The organism is Phormidesmis priestleyi BC1401, from assembly GCF_001650195.1.
GTDB lineage: Bacteria > Cyanobacteriota > Cyanobacteriia > Leptolyngbyales > Leptolyngbyaceae > Phormidesmis_A > Phormidesmis_A priestleyi_B.
Genome location: NZ_LXYR01000213.1, coordinates 1 through 25609 on the forward strand (window position 1 = coordinate 1; position 25609 = coordinate 25609).

Annotated in this window: 27 protein-coding genes; 15 read left to right on the forward strand and 12 right to left on the reverse strand. The window is 47.0% G+C overall.

What is annotated here, in order from left to right; genetic code table 11:
- Window positions 1-553 precede the first annotated feature (553 nt).
- A complete protein-coding gene (locus A8707_RS26475) occupies window positions 554-1102 on the reverse strand; it encodes a hypothetical protein (protein WP_068820440.1) in 549 nt (182 codons plus the stop codon).
- A gap of 316 nt (window positions 1103-1418) precedes the next feature.
- On the opposite strand from A8707_RS26475, the gene A8707_RS26480 reads away from it, so the two are divergent.
- The 7 genes from A8707_RS26480 to A8707_RS26510 all read left to right on the forward strand — a co-directional run bounded on the left by A8707_RS26480 (window position 1419) and on the right by A8707_RS26510 (window position 8510).
- Entirely contained in the window at window positions 1419-1799 is a 381-nt protein-coding gene (locus tag A8707_RS26480) for a plasmid mobilization protein (protein ID WP_068820442.1), read from the forward strand.
- Window positions 1796-3352 carry a relaxase/mobilization nuclease domain-containing protein gene (locus tag A8707_RS26485; protein ID WP_068820444.1) on the forward strand — a complete coding sequence of 519 codons (1557 nt, stop codon included), beginning with the start codon at window positions 1796-1798 and terminating at the stop codon, window positions 3350-3352. Before A8707_RS26480 ends, A8707_RS26485 begins: the two co-directional genes overlap by 4 nt.
- 309 nt (window positions 3353-3661) lie before the next feature.
- A complete protein-coding gene (locus A8707_RS26490) occupies window positions 3662-4324 on the forward strand; it encodes a hypothetical protein (protein WP_068820446.1) in 663 nt (220 codons plus the stop codon).
- Window positions 4325-4977: 653 nt separating this feature from the next.
- Entirely contained in the window at window positions 4978-5655 is a 678-nt protein-coding gene (locus A8707_RS26495; RefSeq protein ID WP_156518926.1) for a hypothetical protein, read from the forward strand.
- A 16-nt stretch (window positions 5656-5671) separates the two neighbouring features.
- Entirely contained in the window at window positions 5672-6253 is a 582-nt protein-coding gene (locus A8707_RS26500; protein WP_197485118.1) for a pentapeptide repeat-containing protein, read from the forward strand.
- A gap of 377 nt (window positions 6254-6630) precedes the next feature.
- Entirely contained in the window at window positions 6631-7071 is a 441-nt protein-coding gene (locus tag A8707_RS26505) for a hypothetical protein (RefSeq protein WP_156518927.1), read from the forward strand.
- Between the two features lie 653 nt (window positions 7072-7724).
- Window positions 7725-8510, forward strand: coding sequence for a hypothetical protein (locus tag A8707_RS26510; RefSeq protein WP_068820453.1), 786 nt, complete (start codon window positions 7725-7727; stop codon window positions 8508-8510).
- Between the two features lie 86 nt (window positions 8511-8596).
- Here A8707_RS26510 and A8707_RS26515 read toward each other — a convergent pair whose 3' ends face one another.
- The 10 genes from A8707_RS26515 to A8707_RS26560 all read right to left on the reverse strand — a co-directional run bounded on the left by A8707_RS26515 (window position 8597) and on the right by A8707_RS26560 (window position 15112).
- A complete protein-coding gene (locus tag A8707_RS26515; RefSeq protein ID WP_156518928.1) occupies window positions 8597-9151 on the reverse strand; it encodes a hypothetical protein in 555 nt (184 codons plus the stop codon).
- Between the two features lie 239 nt (window positions 9152-9390).
- Window positions 9391-11193, reverse strand: a complete 1803-nt coding sequence (locus tag A8707_RS26520) for a hypothetical protein (RefSeq protein ID WP_068820457.1) — start codon at window positions 11191-11193, stop codon at window positions 9391-9393.
- Window positions 11194-11262: 69 nt separating this feature from the next.
- Window positions 11263-12048 (reverse strand): hypothetical protein, encoded by a 786-nt coding sequence (locus A8707_RS26525; protein WP_068820459.1) that lies wholly within the window; start codon window positions 12046-12048, stop codon window positions 11263-11265.
- Window positions 12048-12482, reverse strand: a complete 435-nt coding sequence (locus A8707_RS26530; RefSeq protein WP_068820461.1) for a hypothetical protein — start codon at window positions 12480-12482, stop codon at window positions 12048-12050. Before A8707_RS26530 ends, A8707_RS26525 begins: the two co-directional genes overlap by 1 nt.
- Window positions 12479-12628, reverse strand: a complete 150-nt coding sequence (locus tag A8707_RS28815; RefSeq protein WP_156518929.1) for a hypothetical protein — start codon at window positions 12626-12628, stop codon at window positions 12479-12481. The genes A8707_RS26530 and A8707_RS28815 overlap by 4 nt, the downstream gene beginning before the upstream one ends.
- A 128-nt stretch (window positions 12629-12756) precedes the next feature.
- Window positions 12757-13071 carry a hypothetical protein gene (locus A8707_RS26540; RefSeq protein ID WP_068820465.1) on the reverse strand — a complete coding sequence of 105 codons (315 nt, stop codon included), beginning with the start codon at window positions 13069-13071 and terminating at the stop codon, window positions 12757-12759.
- An 84-nt stretch (window positions 13072-13155) separates the two neighbouring features.
- Complete coding sequence (locus A8707_RS26545; protein WP_068820467.1) at window positions 13156-13500, reverse strand: hypothetical protein; 345 nt, start codon at window positions 13498-13500, stop codon at window positions 13156-13158.
- Window positions 13501-13591: 91 nt separating this feature from the next.
- Window positions 13592-13807, reverse strand: a complete 216-nt coding sequence (locus tag A8707_RS26550) for a hypothetical protein (protein ID WP_068820469.1) — start codon at window positions 13805-13807, stop codon at window positions 13592-13594.
- Complete coding sequence (locus A8707_RS26555; RefSeq protein ID WP_156518930.1) at window positions 13804-14844, reverse strand: ParM/StbA family protein; 1041 nt, start codon at window positions 14842-14844, stop codon at window positions 13804-13806. The genes A8707_RS26550 and A8707_RS26555 overlap by 4 nt, the downstream gene beginning before the upstream one ends.
- Window positions 14845-14887: 43 nt before the next feature.
- A complete protein-coding gene (locus A8707_RS26560) occupies window positions 14888-15112 on the reverse strand; it encodes a hypothetical protein (protein ID WP_068820473.1) in 225 nt (74 codons plus the stop codon).
- A gap of 243 nt (window positions 15113-15355) precedes the next feature.
- Here A8707_RS26560 and A8707_RS26565 point away from each other — a divergent pair, with 243 nt between their 5' ends.
- From A8707_RS26565 to A8707_RS26575, 3 genes are all read left to right on the forward strand, one after another.
- Complete coding sequence (locus A8707_RS26565; protein WP_156518931.1) at window positions 15356-15640, forward strand: hypothetical protein; 285 nt, start codon at window positions 15356-15358, stop codon at window positions 15638-15640.
- Window positions 15641-15816: 176 nt separating this feature from the next.
- Window positions 15817-16110 carry a fertility inhibition FinO-like protein gene (locus tag A8707_RS26570; RefSeq protein WP_068820477.1) on the forward strand — a complete coding sequence of 98 codons (294 nt, stop codon included), beginning with the start codon at window positions 15817-15819 and terminating at the stop codon, window positions 16108-16110.
- A gap of 11 nt (window positions 16111-16121) precedes the next feature.
- Window positions 16122-16703 carry a Uma2 family endonuclease gene (locus A8707_RS26575; RefSeq protein ID WP_068820479.1) on the forward strand — a complete coding sequence of 194 codons (582 nt, stop codon included), beginning with the start codon at window positions 16122-16124 and terminating at the stop codon, window positions 16701-16703.
- Between the two features lie 2 nt (window positions 16704-16705).
- Here A8707_RS26575 and A8707_RS26580 read toward each other — a convergent pair whose 3' ends face one another.
- Window positions 16706-18454 carry a hypothetical protein gene (locus A8707_RS26580; RefSeq protein ID WP_156518932.1) on the reverse strand — a complete coding sequence of 583 codons (1749 nt, stop codon included), beginning with the start codon at window positions 18452-18454 and terminating at the stop codon, window positions 16706-16708.
- Between the two features lie 1525 nt (window positions 18455-19979).
- Here A8707_RS26580 and A8707_RS26585 point away from each other — a divergent pair.
- From A8707_RS26585 to A8707_RS26605, 5 genes are all read left to right on the forward strand, one after another.
- Window positions 19980-20393 carry a phenylpyruvate tautomerase MIF-related protein gene (locus tag A8707_RS26585; RefSeq protein WP_068820481.1) on the forward strand — a complete coding sequence of 138 codons (414 nt, stop codon included), beginning with the start codon at window positions 19980-19982 and terminating at the stop codon, window positions 20391-20393.
- 28 nt (window positions 20394-20421) lie between these two features.
- Window positions 20422-22551, forward strand: a complete 2130-nt coding sequence (locus tag A8707_RS26590) for a lipoxygenase family protein (protein WP_231948499.1) — start codon at window positions 20422-20424, stop codon at window positions 22549-22551.
- A gap of 51 nt (window positions 22552-22602) precedes the next feature.
- Entirely contained in the window at window positions 22603-23121 is a 519-nt protein-coding gene (locus A8707_RS26595) for a hypothetical protein (protein ID WP_068820485.1), read from the forward strand.
- Window positions 23122-23183: 62 nt separating this feature from the next.
- Window positions 23184-23930 carry an SDR family NAD(P)-dependent oxidoreductase gene (locus tag A8707_RS26600; protein WP_068820487.1) on the forward strand — a complete coding sequence of 249 codons (747 nt, stop codon included), beginning with the start codon at window positions 23184-23186 and terminating at the stop codon, window positions 23928-23930.
- Between the two features lie 141 nt (window positions 23931-24071).
- On the forward strand, window positions 24072-24521 hold the full coding sequence (locus A8707_RS26605; protein ID WP_068820489.1) for a hypothetical protein: 450 nt from the start codon (window positions 24072-24074) through the stop codon (window positions 24519-24521).
- Window positions 24522-25609: the final 1088 nt, after the last annotated feature.

Consider the following 25609-nt stretch of genomic DNA (forward strand, 5'->3'; position numbering starts at 1 on the left):
CTCTCAAAGGCTCTGTAGCCCAAACAGTGTTCCAGCTCCCTATCTACACAAGCTTTCGATAGCCTGTGTGGCTAACTTTACGTTTTGGGCGGGATGGGCAATATTAGCCTGATTAGGACACCGGACAAGTAAATTATAAAATCCTGTAAGTCATACAGGAAAAGACTTTTAGGCTTAGCGTACGATTTTGTCCGAATTCCCCGTTTGCCCCATCTAGGGTAAAAGTAGCGAGTCAGGAATGGGGACAGATAAAAGTTTAGGGTACAAGAAAGAGCGTCAAACCCTGAATAAACCGTACTTTCTCAGTTGAATCGATACCCTAAATTTCAGAAGCATTGCCTATCAAGTTTCCACACCCAAAAACCACACCTTCCCACAGTCGAGAAGACAGGCTAAATTATTTCGTGACGAAATCCTAAACCACACATCTCACGCGCCTTAATGTCACACGTTAGGGCTTTTTTACCTAAGAGCAAAACAAAAACGAGTTGACCACAATCAGGGTAAGAAATGAGGGATGAGGGATGAGGGATGAAGATATGAGCACTCACTGTCACATTGCATCATCTAAACCAACTCGGCTGAGGTCGTCTATCTCTTCATTATCTTGCTGCGTGGTCGGCTGCGTCGGTATGGCACCTCTCTTTTTTGATCGCTCTACGGGTGGCTCTTTTATCTCTTCTGTCTCTTCCACCTGTGTGTCAGATTGATGGCTAACCTGACTGTCTAGGGGTGGCTCTGCATCAGGATTTGTATTCCCTACTACTGGGTCATTGCTTGTCACAGCTTTAGGTTTACGAGTGCGTTTAGCCTTGCCTGCTGCCTGAGCTTCGGCAGCCGTCTTGTCAGCTTGTGCTTTACCGTGGCGAGAGATAACCTGACGTAGACTACTAGCGCTAATCGCAAACCCTTTGTCAGTTAATCTTGCGGCGACAACCTCATAAGTATGCACCTCCAGGGCTGCTTTGATGTCCTCAAATAGGAGCGCAATCATCTGCTGACGATTGATTTTAGTTGCCTTTTCCTCGGCAAGCTTTCGGATGTCAGCCTGTATCTCTTTAACAGTATCAACGTCGTAAATAGTCTTATCTTTAGTTGCCATTTGATTTCTCGAAACTGTGTTAATCCTGTCACGTAAATATGACCAAAACATCGCTAGATATGCTTAATTTCGGTCACACACAGTCACAACTTAAGAGCAGGGATTGTCAAATAGTGGTCAAAACTTGCGAGCGACAGATGATCGTGTAAACCACTAGGATGCGGGGATTTGCATCACTAGCGTTTCGGTGTTGTCTCCGATGGTGCGCGGGGAGGGGTCGGGTCATAGTCGAGGGAAATGGACTTTGCAAGACGTGCAAACCGATGCGGTTTTCGGTCTTGCCAAAGGGGGACACCCCCAACTATGACTCACACTAATGGCTAATCTCAACCTTGTCCCACGAAAACGCCGCTCCAACAAGCCTGTTCGCTGTTGGGCACCGACCGTTCGTTTCACCATCGACGAGCGTCAACAAATCGACGAGCTGCGCGCAAACGAAAGCTACAGCAATTACATTCGTCAAGCGGCTCTAAAGCGTCGAGCGCCCACTCAAATCCCCGCTGTCAATCAGCAATCTTATACGGAGTTATCGAGACTTTCCGCGAATCTTAACCAGTTGACTAAGGCAGTTAATACTGCGCTAAAAAGTGGTCAGCCAATCCCAATTGACGTGCAATTATTAGCAGAGCTATGCGCTCTCATCGACCAAATGAGATCCGATTTAATTGACTTGGGTGCTCAAAAGCCTGAGCTATGATTAGCAAACAAATCCCTGTTAAATCTGTTGGGGACACGCTGAAATACGTCGCCGGTAAAAAAGAAGCGGTATTTGTAGACTCAAATTTGGCGGCAGATGAAGTAGACAAAATGCAGCGAGAATTTGAATTTGTGGCAGGTCAAAACTCTCGCAAAGAGCAGCACTACCGTCACATTATTTTGTCTCTCGCGCCAGGTGAATCGCTATCTGTGGATCAATGGCAGGAGGTTGGAAAGACGTGGCGAACAGGGATGCACGACCAGCAGATGCAACGGCACGATCGCAACCGCGAAGAAGGCACACCACCCATTGACCCCGATCAGATTCCTAGCTACGAAAGTTCGCCGTTTGCTATGTGGATTCACAATGACCGCAAGCATCAGCATATCCACATGGTTTGCTCTGTCATTGATTTCGATGGGCAGGTAGTGAGCGATTCTTTTGAGCGATATCGGTCTGAGGCAGTGTGCCGACAAATCGAGCGGGAATTTGGTTTGCATCAGGTTCGCAGCTCCAAAGAAAAGGCGGCTGCAGCTGGCACGAAACCAAAACTCGCTGCACATAACATCATTCGCCAAGCGATTGATCAAGCAGTTGCCCAGTCTGATAGTCCGATTTCGCTGCAACAACTGGTCACCAAGCTACAGCACGAGGGCATCCAGGTCGCACCCTCGGTGACCCGACGAACTGGCAAAGTTAAGGGCATTCGCTACCGATTTGGTGAGGACGGAGAGTGGATTACTGGCACCGAAATTGGCAAAGAGTACACTTTTCAGGGGCTTTCTAAGCACTTGGGCATTAGCTATGAGCCTGAAAAAGACAACACCTTTATCGCTGAGTTATGTGCGCAGGTCATTAAAACAGAAGAGACAGAAATAGAGAAAGAAGTAGAGGTAACAAAAACAGTAAATAAACCACAGGAGGGTGAGTTGATAGAGCAATTGCCGACCTCAAATGAGTTGCCAGCCTCACTAGATTCGGGCGACTTAGTTGACTCATCTGCTGATCCAGATACGACCAACCCATCCGAGGAGCCGCCTAGCCTGCCGTCTGAGGATGCACCTGCTGAGATTGCACCACTGATCGCACCGCCAGCAGAGGCAGTTGATGAGCTAGAGGAGCTGCCTGACCTTGCTGACTCAATCAGTATCGGTGCCGACATGCGACCAGGTGTGGATGATGCACAGATCGCACCGCTGACAGTTGAGCCGCCAGCCCCGCCAATCCTCACACCAGAACAAAAAACAGCTCAAGATGAGTACGACACCACAGCTGCCGAGATGCGGGCTGCCGCTCCACAATCCGTCCTGACCGATGAGCAAGTTGCCAAAAGAATGTCGGCACTGTCTCATATGGCACTCAAACCAAATCAAAGCCTATCGACCGATCAAGCACTCGTCTTATCAAGGTCTCCCCTTGTCCAGATCACGAAGCAGAGCCACGGAGAAAAAGCTGCCAGGGAGAGATGGCAGGAGGTTATAGATTTTGGATTCCACTACGCTCAATCTCAAATCAAAACTCCACCACCAGTTAAGGGTGGTGATGGCAGGTAACACAGCACCCGACCTCACCTCATGCGCGGGCTTCCGGTCTCTGCCGCGTGGTCAAAAAAGAGTCACCACAGAGGGGTAGAAGTAAAGGATGTATCACTCTACCGCTTTTCACGAGGCATCTTGTAGGGCATCCTCATGCGAGGTTTTTACACGGATAAGCATCAAATTAGAGATTGGGGCGTTAATCATTAAGTGTCCTTGCGAGACAAGACATTAGGACAAGACAGCAAGACGAGAGAGTTCAACTCCTTATAAATGAGGGTATCCTGCTGATATAGGACACAAGACAAGACGGCAGGATAGGTCACTATGTCTGAGCTAGATTCCTTTGGGATTAAAGATTTAGAGGTTCGTTACAGTCTCGCCAGGTCGAACATCTATAACCGCATCAACGGACTTAAAAAACGAGGGCACAATCTGGAGCCGGAGATGCGAGAGGGAAAGTCGGTCTACAGCGCCAATCAGATTGCCGTGCTGGATGCTCTAGATCGACACCTCAAAAACGGAGGCACGACCTCTACCTTTCCCACACCTGAGCAGTTGTCCTACGCAGGACAGGACAATTCGCAACTGTCCTACGTTGCACAGGACACCCCTGTGGAAATCAAAAAGTCTGCACCAGGATTCTTTCAAAACCCTTTGACCTTGGATTTGGTGCAACCGATTTTGTCAGGCATAGAGAAGATACTCTCGGTGGTGTTTCCACCTCCACTGCCGCCCGCACGAAAGGGATTAGAGTTAGCCCCCTACCGCGAGCTAAATGAAGCTGCAAAGGAAGGGTATAAGATCTCCACGACGAATCTCGCAAACCTGCTGGGGCTGAGAACCAGCACTGTGGCGAACTACGGCGATGAGTTCGAGGATGCTGGATTTGTGTTCAAACGGGCAGGTCGACGCAAGGGTGGTCAAATCGCTTGGGCAGTTTCCAAACCACCAGCTGAACCGATTGAACCTCAAGACTCAAAGCTGTAGTTAGGGTTGTCTGCCGCTACAAAGTAGTTTTCAAGTGTTAGTAGATAGATCGATCACTGCCTGTCAAATATAACATCACAAAACAATTCACTAGACTTGGCATGGATTTGAGACTTATTAAGGCTTTATGTCACAAAAAAGATTGAGACTCAGAATTTTGTCACAAAATAATTTTGACTGACTTCTCTCATTTAAAATCTAAGAAGAAAAATAAGAAAGAGAGCGAAAAAGGAGGGTTAGCCACAGGGTGAGGGATAGGGGTGTCTAGCCAATTAATTGAGGTGTCTAGCCTCACAATTCCTGCCTAGTTCTCTGCTCACTTCGCAGAGAAGCAAGCTAGATCGAGAGATTAGGAAACCCTGATTCGTCGAGTGGTTTCTTGCTTGAACACAACCAAGCGGGCAAATACCACAAGCCAATCGTAGTCTAGCTTTCAGCCTTGGCGTTGTTTTTAGTCCAAAAGCTACGGGAACGCCAGAGAGTAGTCTCTAATAAATATCTGTTTTGCTGATGAACTTGATTTCTCTATGTAGAGTTAAGCAAAGCCACTTTGCTAAATCATGAACCCGCTCTCTGTACCCAAGATCAATGACCGATTCCCTAGTTGCATAGCCCTGAAGCTTCACTTTATAGAGTCTCAGCTTGTGTCTTCCTTGCCAGAAATCGAAGTGAATTTGACGCTTCAATTCAGCGGCGAACAAGAACTAGATTTACCTGCGAGTAAGTTGGATGCTGTACTTCAAAAGCTGGGTGTAAAGGGAGGGAAGATTAAGTTCGGTATCTGTCGTGGCAAGCTAAAGTTGAAACTTGTCAACTGCAAAATGCCGCTTGAAAAGACTGCTCTCTACGATGAATTTAAGACATCAATGGAATTGGAAGTTCAAGAAGAAACAGGGAGTGAAGGTCAGATAGGTTGGACAGCAGGCGGGACGCTAGGAAGTAATCCTAGTGCCACCGGAACGGGAACAGTGGGAGTTAAACTGAGCGACAAAACAACTCAAAAGCTAAAATCCGCAGCATGGCAAGTCCATAAGACAGGGGGCGAATTTGATCCACAGTGGCAGTTTGAGAATAAGACTGAGCAAGCAATCCTCAGGGGACTGCTCCAACAAGAGCTATTGGGCGCTATCGAAGGTGATGCTATGCCCTATGACTGTGAAGCAACTTTTGAGGCAAGCCCCGATGATGTGAGGTTGACTTGGGGTGAAGTAATGTGGACAAAGGATATTACCCGCACTAAGTTAGCAGTGATTGAACGGGCGATTGCTCTTAAATGCATTAAACCTCAGTTGAAACAGCCCATGAGCGAAGTGAGGTGGCAGCATGGATGAGTTATCGCTGGATCAATTGGCTGAAGCGATCGAGCAAGTTGCAGATTCAACGTCTGATAATTTCATAAAAATGTCGAGGATGCTCGGACTTGATCCTTTGACTGATTTTGCTGGCGCTGATTTGAGTGGGGCAAACCTCATTAGGGCAAACCTCAGGGGAGCAGACCTCGGTGAGGCAGACCTCAGGGGGGCAAAACTCAGGGGGGCAGACCTCAGGGGGGCAGACCTCAGGGGGGCACTTGTCAGTGAGGCAGACCTCAGGGGGGCAGACCTCAGGGGGGCACTTGTCAGTGGGGCACTTGTCATGGAGGCAGACCTCAGGGGGGCAGACCTCAGGGGGGCACTTGTCAGTGAGGCAGACTTCAGTTGGCCACTTCTCAGTGGGGCAGACCTCAGTTGGACACTTCTCAGGGGGGCACTTCTCAAGGTGGCACTTCTCAGTGGGGCAGACCTCAGGGAGGCACTTCTCAGGGGGGCACTTCTCAGTGAGGCACTTCTCAGGGGGGCACTTCTCAGTGAGGCAGACCTCCCTGAGGTGATTTCCGGAAAAGAAGATACCGAATTAAGCGGGTTGGATCAGGATATCCCACTTGGATAAGGGGTTGAATGAGTAGTGGTGCAGGATCTCACGCTAAGGCTGAAAGACTGACTAAGCAAGGGTTTCAAAAAACAGTGCTTAGGCTCATTGACAGATGCCAGTTAATCTCTAAGTTATTTGATACAGAGATTTTGAACAGTAGAGTAGGGGTTCCAGCCTCTTGCTTCCTAGCAGTTTTCACTGCTACACACCTTAACGAGAGTTTTTGTACGACTACTCATTCAACCCCAGGTTAGGCAAGAATATTCGCCCAAGCTTGAGTTGTATGTGCAGGGGTGGGCTGTTGGGATGCCTTTGAAATTTGGTGCTAGATCGAGGGTGCAAATCTCAGTTTTAATATGAGGTATCCGAGGCTAATGAAAATCAATCTATTGCTTTTGTCTTTCGCGATCCTATTGCCAACAACAGCGCAGGCTAGTGATTACTGGAGTTCACCACCCGATCAACTGCTTGCCGCTGAGTTATTAGTTGTAAGTCAGTCTGGCGACCGCCTTGTATCTCTGTCTGACAGCAAGCTAGAGCGGACAATTGTCAGCAGTCGGTACTACTGGAAAGAGACAGAAGATCGCAACCTTTTCGTGACGAGGGTGTTTGTGTCTGTTGAGAAGTCGTCTACGTTTGCATCGATTTTACAAGTTGACTGCGGACGTAGACAGTTTACTGCCGTAGTTGATCCTTGGGAAGTCAAAGGCGGTCAAATGTTTCGACTGGGCGGTTTCATTGGTAAAGTCTTTGGGTTTTCTGAGGGCGGATTAGGTGAGTCGGCTGAGTTGACCTGTACTCAGGCTTTTAAGGAAAAACAAGAAGTCGATCGATAACCAATTCCAGCCATTAATCAATCACGATCTCAACTGGCATACTACAGGGCAACTACAAACCCTGAACTAAAAATGGACTAAGTGACCGTACTACAAGATTCTGAAAGCATGATTCTCTCGTAGTGTGCCAGTTCTCGAAGCCCTTGCCCTGTCGTTGGACTTCTGCTCTCTCCCGCAGTTAACCAAGGCTGGACTAACCAAAATTTGAAAGCGATCGCGTATCTCTTGCGCCGTTGCCGTCTCTAGAAAGGCTCCGATACGGGGTTAAATGAGTAGGCGAGCAGAAAGTAGCGTTAAGCGGTGTTCCAGTAGAATCTGCTAGGACGCAGGACGCTGACACACCTATTCTGCCGTTCAGAATTTCTGTACCAAAGAAGTTGGAGACTCACTGGCAGGTCTCAATAAGTCTAGACACTGTTTTTGAAACGCCTACTAGTCAAGCGTTTTAGCCTTAGCGTGATTTCCTGTACGGCTACTCATTTAACCCCAGACCTCGAGAACTGTGCTGAGTTTTCCACGAAAACTTTTTTAGTTTTAGCCGGATAATCGATGAAACCGGAGATGTTAGAAATAAAGCCCTTCTCGGCAAAAAGCTAAACCGCTATACTTCCTGGGAATACTGTAGCTAATAAATCTTTCGAGCAGACAAAGGTATGAGTCAACCTGACAGTGCATTGGTAGGACGGGCAAGACAAGGGGACGTACAAGCAATCGCTACTCTTTTCAATCAGCGAACACAGCCGAAGGGAGTTACAACGAAAGTGGCGATCAAAGGTGATTGTTTACAGCTTCTGCTCGCATCACAGGATGCTCCTCCACAACAAACTACTACTACATTTGTTCGCAGTACATTAACTAAGCTAAAAATATCTGGTGTCCATAGGGTCAAGCTTTACGGTCAGAAGCAAGGGGACGATTTTCCAGCATGGAATACTGAGTTTGAAATTGTGGAACCAGATTCGAGCCAAACTTCCCCGCATGCAGAGACTTCTACAACACCTATCACCATTCCTAAGCCAATCCAGACTAACGCAATAGTAAACAAACAGAAATCATTACTCGGTGATTCTTTCCGGATCTCTTCAGCAGTCCCAAAAACGTCCGAACAGCAGAAGATTTCTAAGTCTATGGCTTATGAATATGGCATTGGAGGAGCAATTCTTGGTTTGCTCTTTTCCCTTCCGTCAGTCTGGGCTGCTCTGAAAATGTTTCAGATAGAAGGAGGGGGAGATTTTGTGATGATCTACGTTATTGGTATAGGGGTAGTAGTTTTAGTCGGATACCTATCAGGTTTCGGTCAAGGGTTGACTCAATTTGGAATCGCCTGCTCTCAATGCAGTCACAAGTTTGTACTTCCGGTTTCTGGCGGTAATTGTCCCGCTTGTAGTACAGGATTGTATATAGATGGACTTGGGGACTGCCAAGTGAAGAAAGTTTAACACGATGCCTGAAGGAGTCTCGATCGACTGAAGACCTTATGCAGGTTTCGCACCGCTACTTTTACCACTAGCTGGCTATATTCTCGCTAAAGCTTTGGCTTCTGATCGTTTTCTAGCTTTTCGTCAGTTGCTGGCTCATTAGCAATTGAAATGATCCGAAAATCCGACTTGCTTTCAGAGAGCCAATAGATCCAATTGGACTCAGCCTTAACTCCCTTGAATTTCCCGTATCGAGTAAACCGTACTTTTGTCAAGTTTTGCTTATCAGTTGCAATCGACCGAATACTGATCGACAGCGATCCTGATTCAAAATTCTGCCAATACCTCTCATAGTCTTTGACCCATTTGGGATCAAGCATTGGTGCAAGCACTCGTTTCGCGGCTTTAAAGTCATGCCGATTCAGTGCTGCAAAATAGTTCTCGATAAATGTTTCTGCGGTGGGTTTTAAAACATCCTGCTCCTTCTTAGGGAAAGGTGAGATCGGCGTTTTCACCTCTTGTCCTGGCTGCTCTTGCCCTTTGCTCTCTGGTGAAGTTTCTACTGTAGGCAGCCGAGACACGATGAGGATTAACCCGAGTAAGGCCGCGAATCTCCCGACCCTCCATAATTTCCTTGCAGACGACCAAAATCGGTGTTCCATAATTGTGACTAATTCGTTTGATTAAGAGATGACGATCAAATTGAATATATTCAAGCGATTTTTTGGATTTTGTTTTAATAGTTTAATTAGTATCTTGTAGAGTAGCCTAGCTTCAGGAATAGTGTTAGGGACAACGTTAGGGACAGAAAGCTGGGGACGTGGGGACAAACGCTAGGGACACGTAGGCTCGTTGTCCCTAGCCTGTCCCTAACCTTTCTAGGGGATTTGTCCCCGTGTCCCTAACCATCGCTCACAAGCCAATTACTGTTAGGTAAAAAGGTGATTAACCGCTTAGACTTTGCAGCATAGACTAGCGGCATAATTGCTTCTTTATTCCTGCCAACATTGGCACGTCTAGCGAACGAGTCTTTAATTTGGTCGTAGCTAACCTCAGTGCCTTTCTTAGTCTCCAACCACAACACAAACGATTTTAGATTGGCTTGTGATTCGTGGGTGAGTGTTGCCGCAAACTTAGAGAACACATCATCAGCGTCATCATCAGAAGCCTTCAAACTATTTTCTAGATGGGTCACAGGGTCACTGATGGGAGTCTCTAGTTTTGTCGGTTGACTTTTTTTTAAGTCTGGCAACTCACCTACAGGCACCCAATCAGAACCGATGAAACAGATTCGATCTTGACTAGGGACACAGATAGGATCGCTGATTGTGTAGTTCGCCTTGATTTGATTAAACAGTTCCCAATCGAAACTAATCTTCTGTCCTTGCCAATCGATAGAAACATTGGGATTAATTGAGACATAACAGAGCTTCAGCTTTTTGACTGCCTTGGCATCTTGAGTAAGTGACCCTGCTACAAACTCAGGGGCAATCGTCCAGATGGCTTGCATCCGCTTCTTGCCACTGCTAGAGAGTGTCGTGATTTTGTCTGCAATGATTCGCATGAGTTCGGCTAATGCGTCTTTGTGAGCCGCAACGGTCGAACCACAGTAGGCAACCTCATCAACAATCAGAATCGCGTTCTGAGTTGAGTAGAACTCCTTCACCAGAGCGATCGCACTCTTAATCATCTGCGAGGCTTCATACCCGTCCATGCTGGATAAATCACACGTCAAGCTTTTAACGGCATGACTCCAGTAGTAACTATCCTCATCCCCAAACGAGGCAAGGTTAATGTGGTAGATCTTGCACCTTAGCGACTCGCTGATCTGACGACTGGCGACAGCTGCAAGGTAACTTTTACCCGTTCTTTGTGCCCCAAAGAATGCACGGGATTGATATGGGTCGCTCACGATGATCGAGAGTGCTGTCGGGATTTGAGTCTCTGGTGTTTTCCAATCAGACTGAGCAGCCGGGGAAGCTGCAACCTCGATCGCCCCTAGTCTGGTTTGATTACCAATCGGGGAAGATGTGGCGATAGTCGAACCCGAATCCGTAGCGGCTGGCAAAGATTCAGGTTTTGGCTCGGTCGATTGATAGAGCGTATCAAACGTGAAGTTCTCAGTCTCCGCTACGATCGCCCGTGCCAAACTCTCCGACTCGCACTTCTCTTGCACGATTCGCTGAAACGACCGCACAATGTCATGGTCAAGCTCATCGCTCATACCCAGTGATGCCCGTTGCTGAAACTGCATGGTGAATGCCCCTAGTAGGTCGTCATAACATTCAACCAATGCCTCTTTGGGCATTCCCTTCTGAGTCAGGGCATAAATCAGTTTGAGCAGTTCAGGGCACGTCTTGAGCAGCAAATACTCACTCTCTCTTACCTCCTGCTCTCTGGCTGATTTCTGCCCTGAAAAGAAGTTGTATGCCGCCGCCGCAATGGGCAGAATTGTCGTCAATCCGATGCCCATCGTGGCTGCCGTCGCGAGTCCTGCCCCGGCTCCAATGAAGGCAGCAATATAAGCAGTCTTCTTGCTCAACTCAGCCGAGCGGTCTAAGTCTCGTACCCAAGGGCGAAGGTTCTGAGTCGCTTCATCAGGCGACATTCCCAACTCTAGAACCATGTGCCCAAACACTGATTCATCAGCATCAGGAAACGTTTTGTCGAGGGCTGATTGCCCATATCTGGTTAAGTTTGACATCGAGGCAACCCCTCTTAAATGAACAACCGCATTCGCGCCTGGTCAAGACTGCAAACGCGGTTTGAATGACTATTTCGATTCAGCTTGAGAGTCAGCTTGAGAGTCAGCTTGAGAACGTAGGATGCGTCTGCGAACTTTATATTTCTGACTCTCACGAGCAGTGAGCCGCTTTTTCTGAGCAGAGTTACCGAATCGATACCCTACTTCACACCCGGCGATCGCCATTGCTGCCGCAATCAATCCCGGCACATACAGCAGATTGTTGACCACCAGTGGGAAGGTAGCAAAGGCTAGACACGACTCCAGAAAGTACATCACATAGCGCCAGGTCTCATCGTCTCGGTGCGCTTTCTCATGAGCCGTTCGTGCCCACTTTTTCGCTTTGGGTAGGAGGGTAGGCGAGTCTTCAGTTTCTTTGGCATTGGTGAATTTGATCAGCCCCAGTTTGAAAGCCAGGGCATCGGCTAAGTCGGGATTCAACCGATAGACCAATGGCTCAATCTCCTTCCACTGGATGAACAGCCCGATCGCGCAGCCCGTCAAAACTCCGACTACACTCCCGATGGGGATGTTTGCTAGATTCAACGCCTGACTGAACACGGGCACGACCCAGCGAGCATAGCCAAACATCGACACCGCAACAGACAGAGCAGCAAAGCTATAACCTGCAATCATCCAGAGATTCTTGTCTAAAGCGACGTGCATCATGCCTTCTGCAACATCCCCGAAGTGAGAAAGGATGGATGCTCGTGGATGTTTTTCAGTGTGGTCATCGAAGTCTTTGAAGACGGGTTGCCGCTCATCCACTTCGCGATCGCCGGTCGTGACTTTGGACTTAGTTGTTCTAACCGCCATTATTTGATGCCTCTCTGTTTTAGGACTGGAGTGAGTTTCTCGATCGGAGCTTGCTTGATAAGGCTGACAGTGCCAGATTCATCAACCAATGCGGTGTAGCCAGATTGAGCGCTGCATAATGCCGTGTTTGCGGGTAAGAGCCTCTTGCTGTCTCGGTGGCGTGGGTCATAGTAAGCGTTGCCACCTTCTACCAGTGGGAATTTCTCATCAATGATGAGGCAGCGCTTGGCTCGGTCAAGGGCGATGCGTTCATCTCTGGCGACTTGTTCAGATGAGCGGGTAATCGCCTGTTCTACCTGCTCTGTGGCTTGTTTGTGCTGGGCATCGGCGTTCTGTTTAGTGAGCAACTCCATTGCGATCGGGGCAATGCAAGCCGCGCTGATGAGAACTGATGCCAAGGGGCGATAGCGGGGATGAACGTTTAGTAAGTTCACTTGACTCTTCTCTGCACCTGGGGCGCTTGCACCTTGAAAGTGATGCCAATATCTCGAACCCAATAGCCACCGACCGCGCTTGCCATCATCAGTAGAGTCATGATGACACCCGTTAAAAATGTGCCGTCATCTTTGTGGTTGTTCATTTTCTGATTTCTTGCACCTGTGGAGCTGATGACAGCATTGTCAGCTTTGCGAACAATAGGCAAGCCCCCAAACCTGCTAACAGCAAAGCAAAAGCGGTTAACAAGCTTCTTGAATAGTTGCTCATTTTTTAACCTCCCGCGCAAATAACTTGACCTGTTTCAATGTTTTTGGTGCATTCAGTAGTAGTGGGTTTTTGCTCGTGTTTGAGAAGATACTCATACTCCTGCTTATTGATCTCTTTTCCGTTTTTACCCAAGTATTTTAGATGTTGCCATTCGTGATGATATTCCTGTTCTTTGAACGGTTTTCCGTTTTTGTCTTGGCAGTCTTGAGTCTTGTTTTTATCAATCGCTTGCTCGTTTTTATACTCTGCAATCCTATAAGCTGCCAGTGACAACAAAGCAGTCGCGATCAGAATTCGTCTCAGAATTGTGTAGTTCATTTATTGTTCATTGTTTGTGGACTCAATCTTTGATTTAGGAAAAAGGCAAGAAGCACGGAAAAGCCTTTACCCTCGTCCATCGGGTCATTCCGCATCTTCTGGCGAGTAAATCCCTTCAGCAATCTGGTGGCAGATCGCAATGACAAGCGGCATTGAGTGAACTGGGTTTGTCCAATCACAATCAGGATGAGTGAGCAACCCATGAGCGTCATAGTCTTCTGAGGTTTCGCCGTGTTCTGCCATGAACTCACCAAAGCTTGACCAGTCAGATTCGTAGTGACCACAGCACTGATCACCCCAGGCGGCAATGTCTGCGAGAATGCTGAACTTCTCAATGAGGCAGAGCGATTCGAGGTAGTCGCCATAGATCGCTGCAATCTTGGCAAGCCTGCCGTCGTGATAGGTCAGGAGTGAGTTTTTAGTCGTCATAATTGATGAATCTCCAAATGATCATGTTTACGGTTGTTTAGGGATAGAAGCCAGCTTCAAACTGTGGAAGGTGAGGGCTGGCTTTAGTCTGTTAAATCTCCTCCTCTGTCCAATCAGCTAAATCGTCAAAGTCGTCTGCTGACTGAACTGAGTGCGTTTCTTTGGGAGAGTCAGACCGGTCGCCCGTGAAATAGCAACTCAAGATGTGAGTGTTGATGACGGTGGGATCGGTTGTGTTTAACTGACTGCCAACTTCCAAAAAGGCAGCTTGTAAGTGAGTCGGAATCGTGGCTCTAATCTGTTTCAACGTCCCTCCAGTGCTGCGACCTTGCGAGTTGCCAACGTGTAGAGTCCACGAGCATTTGCCCAAAGTGGATCACTCAACACCTTGATGTTCTTTTTAGACAGCAGTGGCTCAATGCCTGGTAGCTCTGCCCCACCTCCGACTGCAATCAATGCGGTGGCTGAATCGCGGCGATCGTCCCAAGGGCGAACCGTAGGGGCTAGGACATCTTTCACCCATCGAGGCAACTCCTCGCGGTAGACAGCTTCAAAGTTCCAATCGGGGTATTGGGTACCGTAGGTGAAGGTTTGAGCTTCGATGCCCTTGCGAATGAGGTGACGATCGCCTTCCTTCAGCAACTTCTCTCGAATTGCGTCATGAGTAGCAATCTGGTCAAACAGCTTCTCTACGCCTCCGTTTTGGCTGTACTTCCTGTCGGTCATCTTCATGCCGTTGAAGCTGGAGACGATGAGCGTTCCATTGCCCAGGTCGTAAAGAATGGCGTTCGTAGTATCAGCTTGCTTTTGGTAAGTGATGATTGCGCCCGTGCCCTCTTCGAGTCCAGCAACAACCTTGATATTGACGCGAACTGCTTTGTTGCGAATACGTACCCCATGAGAGCCTTCCAACGCCCTCTTTAATGCAGAGCCAAGCGTTTTTGAATCGTGAATAGAAACGGCTAAGGCAACGTTCCAAACTTCACGATAGGGAAGCTCAGACAATGCAGAGAGAAAGATCTGTAAACCCAATTCAGGCTTACCTTGTTTGCTGTCAGTTACCCGGTAGATGGAATTCAAACCGTTGTAGTAGGCGTTCAGTCCACCGATCCACTGTTTGCCAATTAGGTCAGCCCGATCACCATCTGAGTATTCGACATAGCCCTTCACAGTATCAGTTGAGCGTTCTAAAAGGTAGTAAACATAGCTCTCCGTGCAGGTTTCGCCGCTTGTTGTAACTAGCTTTAGTTGCCCGTTACCAATGTCGCAACCTATAGGCTGTAGTAGGTTGTCGTAACCAACAGTAGCCAATGCCTGAGTAGTAGTTAATGCTTGTGGGTTCATGAAAGTTGCCTCAAACGTGTAGTGGAAGATCTTTTCGAGTGTTTTAAGCGGTTAGGCTCAAGTAGCCTTTAGTAGGCTGCAATAGACTAATTGCCCAAAGGGAAGCTGACTTAATCAGTGCGTCAATTTCTGAACTGACGTTGGCTAAATCTGCGTCTCTCGTCTTGATTTCGTCAGTCGTTAAGTATTTGTCGCCAGTGGTATCGGATTCTTTGAATAGGTCAACCAATGAGCTAGGTGATGTGGTTTGGTCGTTCGATTTGGTCACGGGGCGTTTGTCTCGTTTCGCTCAAATCAAATGTATACGATTGCTTTTCAAATGTCTACTTTTGATTGATTGTTTTTGCTTATATTTTTTGCTCTATAAAATATGCCTCTAAGTGTTTTTTCATATAGCTTATAAGCATAAATATTTCACTTATTTTGTATAGTCAACCCTTATATCAAAAGTAGACGATTGACTTAAACCCTCTGATAAAGTGTGTTTAACAGATTTAATGGAGAATTGACAATGAGAGCAGAAACGTCCGCTATGCCCCGCAAACCTGCATCCTTTCGGATTGATGAAAGAGTTTTAGACGCGATCGCAATTCTTGCGGAGCGCTCTGGAGTCGAACCACAGCGATATCTAGAGAACTACTTTTTCGCCCGTGGTAAGGAACTGGGAATTATCGCTCCTGACGCTGAACCACTCGGTGAAACACGCGGAGGCAAAAGATCAGGCGCGGGCAAGCCAAAGAGCCAGGACGGCGATCGTAAATCTGAAGCATTAAAGGAAGACCCCGATGAGCGCTAAAACGACTCAAGAACGCAGCTTAGAAACCCCTGTAGAACTGGCAAGCAGACCACCACAAATATTGATAGGTTAGGTGAACGGATCAATCACTTGACGGCAGCAACCATTCAAGAACTGACCCGATTAACAAGTTGATTGACAAAGCAGCGTAAGGCAAATACGGAGGGCAATCATCAATGACAGTGACCGGAAAACTTGAACTCACTATCAAAATCAACGAGTTCCCCTCAGATGTAAAAACTGAGAATAACCTCAAGACCTTTGAGATTGACTGCGATGGTCAAATCGTCTCTGTCACCCTCAAGCCCAAGATGTTTAAGAAGCTAGAGGATGCTCAAGCCAATTTTCCCATGTGGGTCGCTGCTGTCGCTGGGAAGATGGGACAGCCCACCGAAAAGGGCTTTGTGCTGGCAGAAGCCAACATTCAGGTGTTTGAAAAGAAGCCTAAAGAACCCGCAGTAGCGGGGTAGGAGAGCGCGTCATGACCCAAACACCACTCAGAGAACGCCCGACCCGTGATCAACGCATTGTCGAGTACGGCACCTGGGAACAGTTCAAGTCAATTCAAAAGGGATTTGAAAGCTCCCGTAGAGTGCGCCTGTTTTATTACGATGGAACGATCGAGATTCTCATGCCAGGACAAGACCACGAGATCTACAAAAGCATCATCGGGATGCTCCTGGAAATCTACCTGGTAGAAAGGGAAATCGAGTTTTGGCCTACTGGCTCAATGACTCAGGAGCAAGAAGGGGAAGTCTCTGCCCAAGCGGATGAGTCATACTGCCTGCACGAACTGAAGCCAGTACCCGACCTGTCGATCGAGGTGGTCTTCACCAGTGGAGGACCGAACAAGCTAGCCCGCTATCGCGCTTTGGGAGTTCCTGAAGTGTGGTTTTGGCAGGATGGGCTGTTCACTCTATACGAACTTGGTGAGCAGGATTATAAACGCATCTATCGCAGCCGATGCCTCCCTGACCTCGACCTTGAGTTACTGGGTCGGTGTTTACTAATCACTTCAAAAGTGCAGGCAGCGAAGGAGTTTCGTAGAGCCATCAGCCAATGACATCACGACGGACCATCGATGGTTGGGTCGCCTTCACCGCACGATGAACGATTCGCCAGCCGCTGTTTAGCTTCAGCCACAAGAATTGGATCGCCTGAAGAAAGCATTTCCTGAAGCTGCAACTCATAAGCTTCCTGGTGACGACGGCGGTTTTGTTTTGCCTGTCCCATTTCCTGCCGTAAACAGGCTATTCTCGCCGCCTCTTGCTGGCTCTTGATGTGGTCAAGGCGCTGTTGAATATCTGCCTTTATGTCTGCCGTCGTGGAGTCATTTTCTACTGAAGCCTCAACCGATGCTTCTTGGATGGCACCAGAGAAATTCCCCCCAGACCCCCCTAACTCAAATGAAATGGAGTTTAGCCCGTCTTGCTCTGGGGGAGCAGCCGAGCCAAAAAACTCCGCAAGCTTATTGGGACAGATAGGTGTAACCTCCCCTTCTGGTAAGGGTTCTGGGGTTTCTGTATACTCGATTTCTGCATAAACAGGTGTAACCTCCTCTTCTGGTAAGGGTTTCAGGGTTTCTGTGAGGTATTTGGGATGCCAAATATCTGTGTGTCTATACAGGGTGCCTCTGTTCAATCCTAGAGTTTCTAGAGCCTGGCATCGCTCATTGATTCCAGATGGCAACGCATTCCGTTCCAGGAGGGCTTGGATTCCTTCAACGATGCGCTGACGAGCTAAGTCCCTCTGCTGCTGATTGTGCTGATTATCGGTGGGCGCTGTTCTCTCTTCCTGTCTTTGGTCGATTTGCAGCGACTGATAGCCGTAGGGATAATATCGACTCGTCTCAACCGATCGGGCGTAAAACTTTGCCCGTTGCTCTAGATCGCTCTGGTGGTTGCAGAAATCTTCGTACCCAGGCAGCGATCGTGCGGTTTGAGCAATTGCCTCGGCTAACTCTCCTCCTGTGAGAGGGGAGCCTCCTCGCAGGATATGACCGAAAATGTACTCCCGCATGGCGATCCGACCCAGCAGGTGATTTGTCTGTCCTGAGTCTGTCCACCCTGGCTCAACCTCATTGTTGAGGTCATCGAGGAACTTGGCAGCTTTGCCACTGACGCGATAAGCCTTAGGGCGCGACTGCTTTAAGATGCGGCTGAAAAGCTTCTCGTCAATTTCATTCCGACGTTGGGCGAACTGCCACTGCTGGACAAAGATCGACTGGGTGCTGTAGACAGGTTGCCAATCTTCATTGAGGAGCTGCGACCCTGGCTGGAGGGGTAGCCTGTGAGCGTTATAAAGGCTCTGAGTGCTTTCGCCTGTATAGGACTTCGGATTCGGAAATACCTCAAGCTGACCGGCTTTAACCTTGAAGCCTGCCTTCTCTAGCAGCACGGTGGCAACCAAGCTGAGTGCCCAAGAGATTTGAGCATTTTCAAGGGGGAAGTAGAGATGCAGCCCTTTACTGTGACTGCTCGTGATGCGGAGATGCGACACACATCCCAACGGCTCAAGGGCTTGCGTGATGCCCTGCACGGCAAAGCGATCTTGCAGGGGGTGATACGCGCTGCTGCGATCAACGTCAATCATTAGGTAGTCTGACTTTGCGCCAAACCGAACCCCGTAGAGCTTGTCACTCTGCTGAATGGCGCGATCGCTCAAAGGGTAGCGAGTCTCGGTTTGCCACTGAGCTTTCTCATCTGGCTCCGGGTGGGGTGCCCAGATGAAGTCGTGCCGGTGGGTAAAGATCGAGAGAAAGCTGTCTGAAAGTTCGCGAACAAACTGGAAATCTTGAGTTTTGGTTGCTATCACACTCGCTCCTTGGGAGCCGAGCACTCATCGCGGATGCAACTTTCTTACCGTAGCTATCGACGGATGGGGTACAATTCGTACAGAATTGAAACATCAGCCCTTGGCTGGCGGTAATAAGTCGAGCGTCGCGTTCGGGATTCACAAGTTGGAAGCTAGTGGGGAACCCTTTTTTGATGGCTCGGCTTTTGCCGTTTAAATAGTATTTTTGGTCGTTTTCACTTCGACCTGATGAAATCATACTTCAATTTAGGAGATATGCGATCTCTGAAAACCTTTTGTCATCTGGATTTGAGCGCTCTAAATCGCTTCACTTTTGAGGTTGTCGCATGTTTGTCATACTTCGGATAAGAAACATTATGTGTAGTATGACTCGATTATTCCTCCAAAAGCGCTCAAATGGTCTTGAAATGGCATAGAGTGCGCTGTATCAAGGGGTTCAGTCCTTTAGTCACTTCTAAAAAGCTGCAAAAACAGGGAGTGTCCTGGTGTCTATAGGACACATCGTTACTGTCCTGTCCTGTTGAAATCTGAGAGGACACTAGAGGCGATCTCCTAACCTAACTGACCAAATTGACCCAAATCCTTCATGATTTAACCACCCTTCACGGCGTGGGTTCAGGGCGAACGCATACGTTTCTTAACACACTATATCTAGCAAATCTAGACTTCGGTAACACTAAAGTGAAGGTCAGATATTTTCAATAAGCACTTGTTGATGAGACTATTCGCAATAAACTGCCTCATATCTCGCCCTATTGAGATATTAAGAAACGTATGCGTTCGCCCTAGGCGTGGGTTTAATTCTCATGCCCATTTTCCTCAGTCCGCGAATAAGTTTGATTGATATCCCCTACTCTCTTTTTGTGGTTGCCCTTTTTACCTGCTTATTTGTTTTGTTACAAGAAGTAGAAGTGGGACTGACGATGAGCAATTCCATCAACAAGGCTCTTCTCAACTCTCTCAACCGACAAAATTTAGCTTGTCTCAATCTGAGACAGGCTGTCTCAAAAACGGTCTGGACTAATCTTGGACTGAATGGTGGTTTTGTAGTACGCTGTAACGTCCAAAACTCGTGAGACTGACGACTGATTGCAGAGAGTCAAGAAATGACCGATCGACTTGACTCAGCAACGCTTACAAGGCTGTCTCATGTCTTGGGACTTCTGCGTCGCGCAGCAGGAAGCCCAGCGGATAGTAAAGCCATTTGTCAATCCCTGAAGTATAGATGGATGAAGGCTTAACGAGATCCGTGGCGCTGTTTTACACGTATCCCGAATCAATCCCAATAAACGACTGCGGGCAGGGTGGGATGAAGACTACTTACTCAAGATTTTGATTGAATAAGATGCGTTTGCCCTGGGCATTAGGCAGAAAGAGTCGATCTAATCGCCCGATTTAGAGTATTATGCCGACATTGTGCAGCCTAAATCGGTGAACGGGGACATCAGGATAACCGCTTTCGGTCTAACGTCCAGATTCGGATGATTAGGCGGAAAGAGTCAGTCTAATTAAGGAGAAGACTCGGATGCCATTTGTAAGAATTGAAACCAATCATGAGTTTGAACAAGATGTCATTCACGAAGTCATTACTCAGGTTACAGAACAAGTTCATACTCAAAAAGGCGATCCTGAGAAGATGATTCTAGTTGTCGTCAACACCAAAGTTAATGTTGCTTTTGGGGGGGATTACGATGAACCTGCTGCTGTTGTCCAACTTCTCAATCTGAAAATGTCTGCGGAAGTTACCAAAAAACTGACGGAAAGTATCAGCGATATCTTATTAGAAAAATTTAATGTACCAGCCAATCGTATGTATATCTTCTTCCAGGAATTTACTCAGATGCACTTGGTCGGTTGGAATCGTAAGATTTTTACAGAAATCTTAGGGGTTGAGGATCTAGAGACGCCTGAAGTAGCGCTAAAAAAAGCAGGAGCTTAGAGGAAAGCATAGGAGCAAGTGTTCTCAGTTGCAGAAAGCTGTAAGCTGTCACTCCCCCTATGCCCTTTTAGACGGCGGTTTACAAGCCGCGAAAAGCGGAGCACGGCTAAATAAATTAGACCAAGATTTAAAACCCAGCGGAGGAAAAAACAAAATGAGCAACCTTATCCAAAGGCTTCTTTCAGGGGAAGTTTCTCTAGAAGAATATGCAGATACAGAAAGGGAGCAATTGGTTTTTCAATTAATATCCATCATGCCGGTAGGTTCTCTTTTAACGGTTAGAGAGCAGTTAAGGGGAAAGATCGTCAGTGAATCGTATAGAGCAGTTGGTAGAATTACTCATGCTGACTCAATAACACCTATTCCTGGTTTAGAGGTTGAACTGTGGGATCTGGATCTCTTCGGGATGAAAGATTTCCTAGGGTATGGAGTCACAGGTCAAGATGGATGTTTTGAAATTTTTTATGATCCTAAAGCTTCCGGATTGGGCAATGCGCCAGATCTGGAATTGAGAATTTTTGATCCTCCTCAAACTGCCGTTATTGAGGGGAGATCCAGCAAAACAAAAAACTTGATTGAGGTCATTAAAGGGGCTGAAAATGTCGGCGGATTTTATGATTTTGGGCAATTGTCAATTTCTTACTATGAGTATGACCCAGAGTACAGCGAATTTTTTCCCTACTGTCTGCCTGAGTCTATCAAGCATGATTTTGTACCTGCCGCTTTAGCTGTCACCCTAAAGTCTGTTGCCAAATATGGCGAGATCATGGATGAAATAATTCAAAAAAACCGCAGAGATCCTAATCAACCGTCCTACGATGAGATCCAAGAATCATTTCCAGAGACAAGAACTATCGCTTTAGAAAGAGAACGACCTGGCTATACTCGCAGTGACGAATTCTTTGGAGACAGGATGCTAAATGGATTTAATCCTGTTGTTTTCAAGAAAGATAAAAGCAATCCCGCTCTCTATACCACCTCTTTTAATGGTGAACAGTTTAATCTGACTGGCAAGATAGATTTGCCAAATTATAAGGTCAAATTTGAGTTGAAGAATGAGCAGCTCTTTCCGGTTGAGATTACGCTTGAATTCCGGGAAAATGCTTCTACCGAGCCAAACCCCCCATTGAAAGAGCCTCAAACCTACACCCCAAATGATGGCAACAGATGGTTGCAGTCCAAACGAGTGGTTCGTGCTACTCATCTGGGCGTTTTAGGAGAAGTGAAAGCTCATCTGAGCCAATCTCACTTTAATATGGAGCAGTATGCAATCTCGCTATTGAGGAATATCCACAAAAATCCAGTACGTGATCTTTTGTATCCTCACCTCAAAGAAGTAGTCCATATTAACCGGTTTGGTCGGCGCATCTTGATGGATCCGAAGGGCGGGTTTTTCGCTAAACTCGAACCCATGCCGATTAATCCGGAGATGCTGAAATGGGTCAGGTCAAACTTGGGAAGTTACGATTGGACTGATTGGCAGCCCAGAAAACCCCTCTGTGAATCCCATACCTATGCTAAAGCTGGCAACTTATACTGGGATATTTTGAATGAGCATGTCAATTTATTTTTTGACGAGCATCATGGCGAAACTGTCAAAAATTGGGATGAAATCTTCAGCTTTTCCGAGGAGTTAGTTCAACATAGTGCTGCTCATGTTGCTTTGACGATGGAGCAAATAGATGATGGGGATGAATGGTATGACTTAAATGAGATTGACCATTCCTCAAACCCCCGTCGAGAGATTGATGGAGAGGTTAAAGCTATTAGACCTATTACCTCATCAATAGTACCTACCGAGCAAGATATTGCCAATCTCAAGCAGGTTTGTAAATACTTGATTTATCAATGCACCTATTGGCATAGTTGCATTCACAATGAGCACAATCCTGAATTTGGCGAGTTAAAGTACGGCGGTCTTTTGAGCAATGGCTCAATGGCTGATGAAGATGATATGCATGTAATGCCGGGTCAGGAAGCAGCAAGCGTCATTCTTGGTGCTTCTCATATGCTGACCAACTTCAGATACGGTTATGTACTCAAAAATGAAGATGGAGACGTTTCACCCAAGTTGATTGAACTAGTGAGAAGCAAGAAAGCAGAATTTGAAGACTTGGGATTCGATATCGACAGTTTGCGGTCGAGACTGAACAGCTAAAATCTAGAGCAGTTTGGACATCTGAATAATCTAAAGCGCAAGGAGGAGATTATGACTGTTGCAAATGGGATAAGCATGGAGTATGGACAATGGATCTCTTTTACAGAGGTAAGATTTGTTCCCCTTGATATTGACTATTTCTGGTCAATGTACGACGATTGTTTCGCTTTTCTCAGCTCTTTAAGCGGACGCACTGATGTACGAAAGGAACTGGGCTTTGGAAAACCTGATAACAGTCCAGGTGCCGTTGTTAGCTTCAACTTTGAGGGAATGAGAGTTTATGACCGTTTGGTTATGAACGATCGGGTAAATCACGTATGGAAGCTAGACATACCGCAGGCAACTGAGCTATTTACACTCTACCAAGTCACTGTTACTGCCAAGAAAGCTGACAATGGCACAGATGTCACCAATTTCCTCGAATTCGTCCTGCGAAGTGAAAAACTAGAGGAGAGACAAGCTGCCCTAAGTCTTTTACAAAAGTACGCGAAGTTGCGTCCATCCGAGCTGCTGGATTTCCTGAAAAACCGAGATGGAGACCAATATCATGAGCTGCCTCAGAGTAAATAGCAATATGAATGAGTGAAACTGCGTTCCGTTTCTGTCTAATAATTCTTTAGGACAAACAGATTATGACTGGTAAACTAGTAGGAAAAGTGGCGCTAGTGACAGGTGCCTCATCAGGTATCGGTGAAGCAACAGCCATAGCCTTGGCTCTAGAAGGGGCATCGGTGGCGCTAGTGGCACGCCGCGCTGACAGACTCGAAAAGGTGCTCCAACATATTTCAGACAAAGGCGGACAGGCCATCTCAATTGTTGCTGATGTGGCTGATGAGATCCAGGCGCACGATATGGTGCAGAAAGCTCATGCTCAGTGGGGACGCATAGATATCCTCGTCAACAATGCAGGCATCATGCAACTAGGCTTGATTGATGGCGCAAATACAGAAGAATGGCGAGGCATGATCAATATCAACCTCCTTGGCTTAATGTATGCGACCCGCGCTGCCTTACCAACTATGAAGATGCAGAGCGGAGGACATATTATCAACATTTCATCTACTGCTGGTTTAGAAGCAAATGCGAACACTGCTGTGTATTCTGCAACAAAATTCGCTGTAGGTGCTTTCACAGAAGCCCTGCGAAAGGAAAACTACAGTCATAAGATTCGCGTCACCCTGATAGAGCCAGGTGCGGTAGCAACTGAACTAGGTGTTCAAGTTACAGATCCTGAGTCGAAAGCATGGGCTAAGGCATGGATGGAATCAAAAATACCACTTGCAAGTGAAGACATTGCGGCGGCTATTCTCTATGCAGTCACTCAACCACCGCATGTTAACGTCAATGAGATTGTAGTCAGACCAATCGATCAGCCATGATTTCGGCTTGATTCAATTATTGGTTCGCTAAACGAACTTTTTAAGAGCAGTTTTCTGCGGAGTATACAGTTCCGCAGAAAACTGGATCAGAGCATAATCGAATAGTGCTGAAATAAATGTTTAGCTGAGAATTAATGAACAATGAGCCATTTAGCACCCTTGGTAGAATCTGAAATTAGACAGCTTGTGGAAGAATTTTATACAAAGCTTGATGCTCATGCGCCCGTGGAGGAGTACGCTAACTTATTTGCCTTTTCTGAAGAAGATTTGATTATCCAATTTCCTAGCATTACGTTGACCAACTGGGAGCAGTTTAAACCCTGGTATGAAGGTACTCTTAGTCAGTTTTTTGATGAAATTCATGCTGCCGAAAAAATTGAGTTTACAGCTAACGCTGAGCAAGCCGATATCAAAGCAATAGTTCATTGGGAAGCGAGTACATGGAAGCCACCATCCGCTCATAGTCAAAGGATCGTTGCGTCTGTTGATCAAAGTTGGGTTGTAATACGTTCTCCCGACACACAGAAAGCGGTGTTCAAACAGTATATTGTTCACAAACTGAATCATCTCAGTGATGCTACTCCAAGTTGACTGACAGAAGTGGCGAAGGAAAGAGGCTCAGTCTGGCGTTCCTGTAGCTTTTGGATCAAAAACAGCGCTAAGGAATTTGCAGGCAAGATTAGCACATTGATAAGCGGATCAAATTGGTCGAAAAACATACTACACAGGACGAGGACTAAGATTGGACTGAGTAGTACATCAAACTGGTATGTTACAGGCATAATCTAATCCCTTTTAAGCGCTGAGTCCTTGACTCCTGGGTGGGACTTCTGCCCACCGAGCAGATGAATCAGACGGGCTGAGGCATTAGCGCAGATTATTGGTTCGCCTTTTATGGAGCCGTATCACTATCATTCCACGGTCTTTAAGGATGACACTATTGATTTTCGACCCAGTGTGACGACATCCATCTCACCATAAATGCCTGTTGGACTTAAATTTGAAAGTCAAGTGTGGAGAGCTTTTCAGCCTCCGCTCCAATCAAATATTGGGGTCGAGCCGAGATACGTGCAAAATAGTGCCACGGATCTCGGGGCAAACGGGGAATTCGGACAAAATCGTACGCTAAGACTGAAATCCTCTCTCAGAGAGCTTTCTAAGCTACCGCCTGATCGATAAACCAGCTCTTTAAGTCGTTTTAAGCGGTTTCTTACAAGGATAAAACCATACGGGTTTCTAGCTGATTGACTAATATTGCCCACCCCGCCCTAAATGTAAAAGTAGAATTGAAACCTTTGCTGATTAGTCTTTTCAGCGCCTTTCTCCCTTCCCACTTGCTGCCTTGCTATGCGTTCTTGATCGTGCGAAAACTTAGCCCATATTGCTTTAAATGCACCATGATTCTGGCAAGGGTTATCGCACTAGAAATGATGCTGATTTGATGGCTATAAGCCCAACCAAGAGATCGTGCGGAAAGTAGACTTTTTGCACTCTCAAAGGCTCTGTAGCCCAAACAGTGTTCCAGCTCCCTATCTACACAAGCTTTCGATAGCCTGTGTGGCTAACTTTACGTTTTGGGCGGGATGGGCAATATTAGCCTGATTAGGACACCGGACAAGTAAATTATAAAATCCTGTAAGTCATACAGGAAAAGACTTTTAGGCTTAGCGTACGATTTT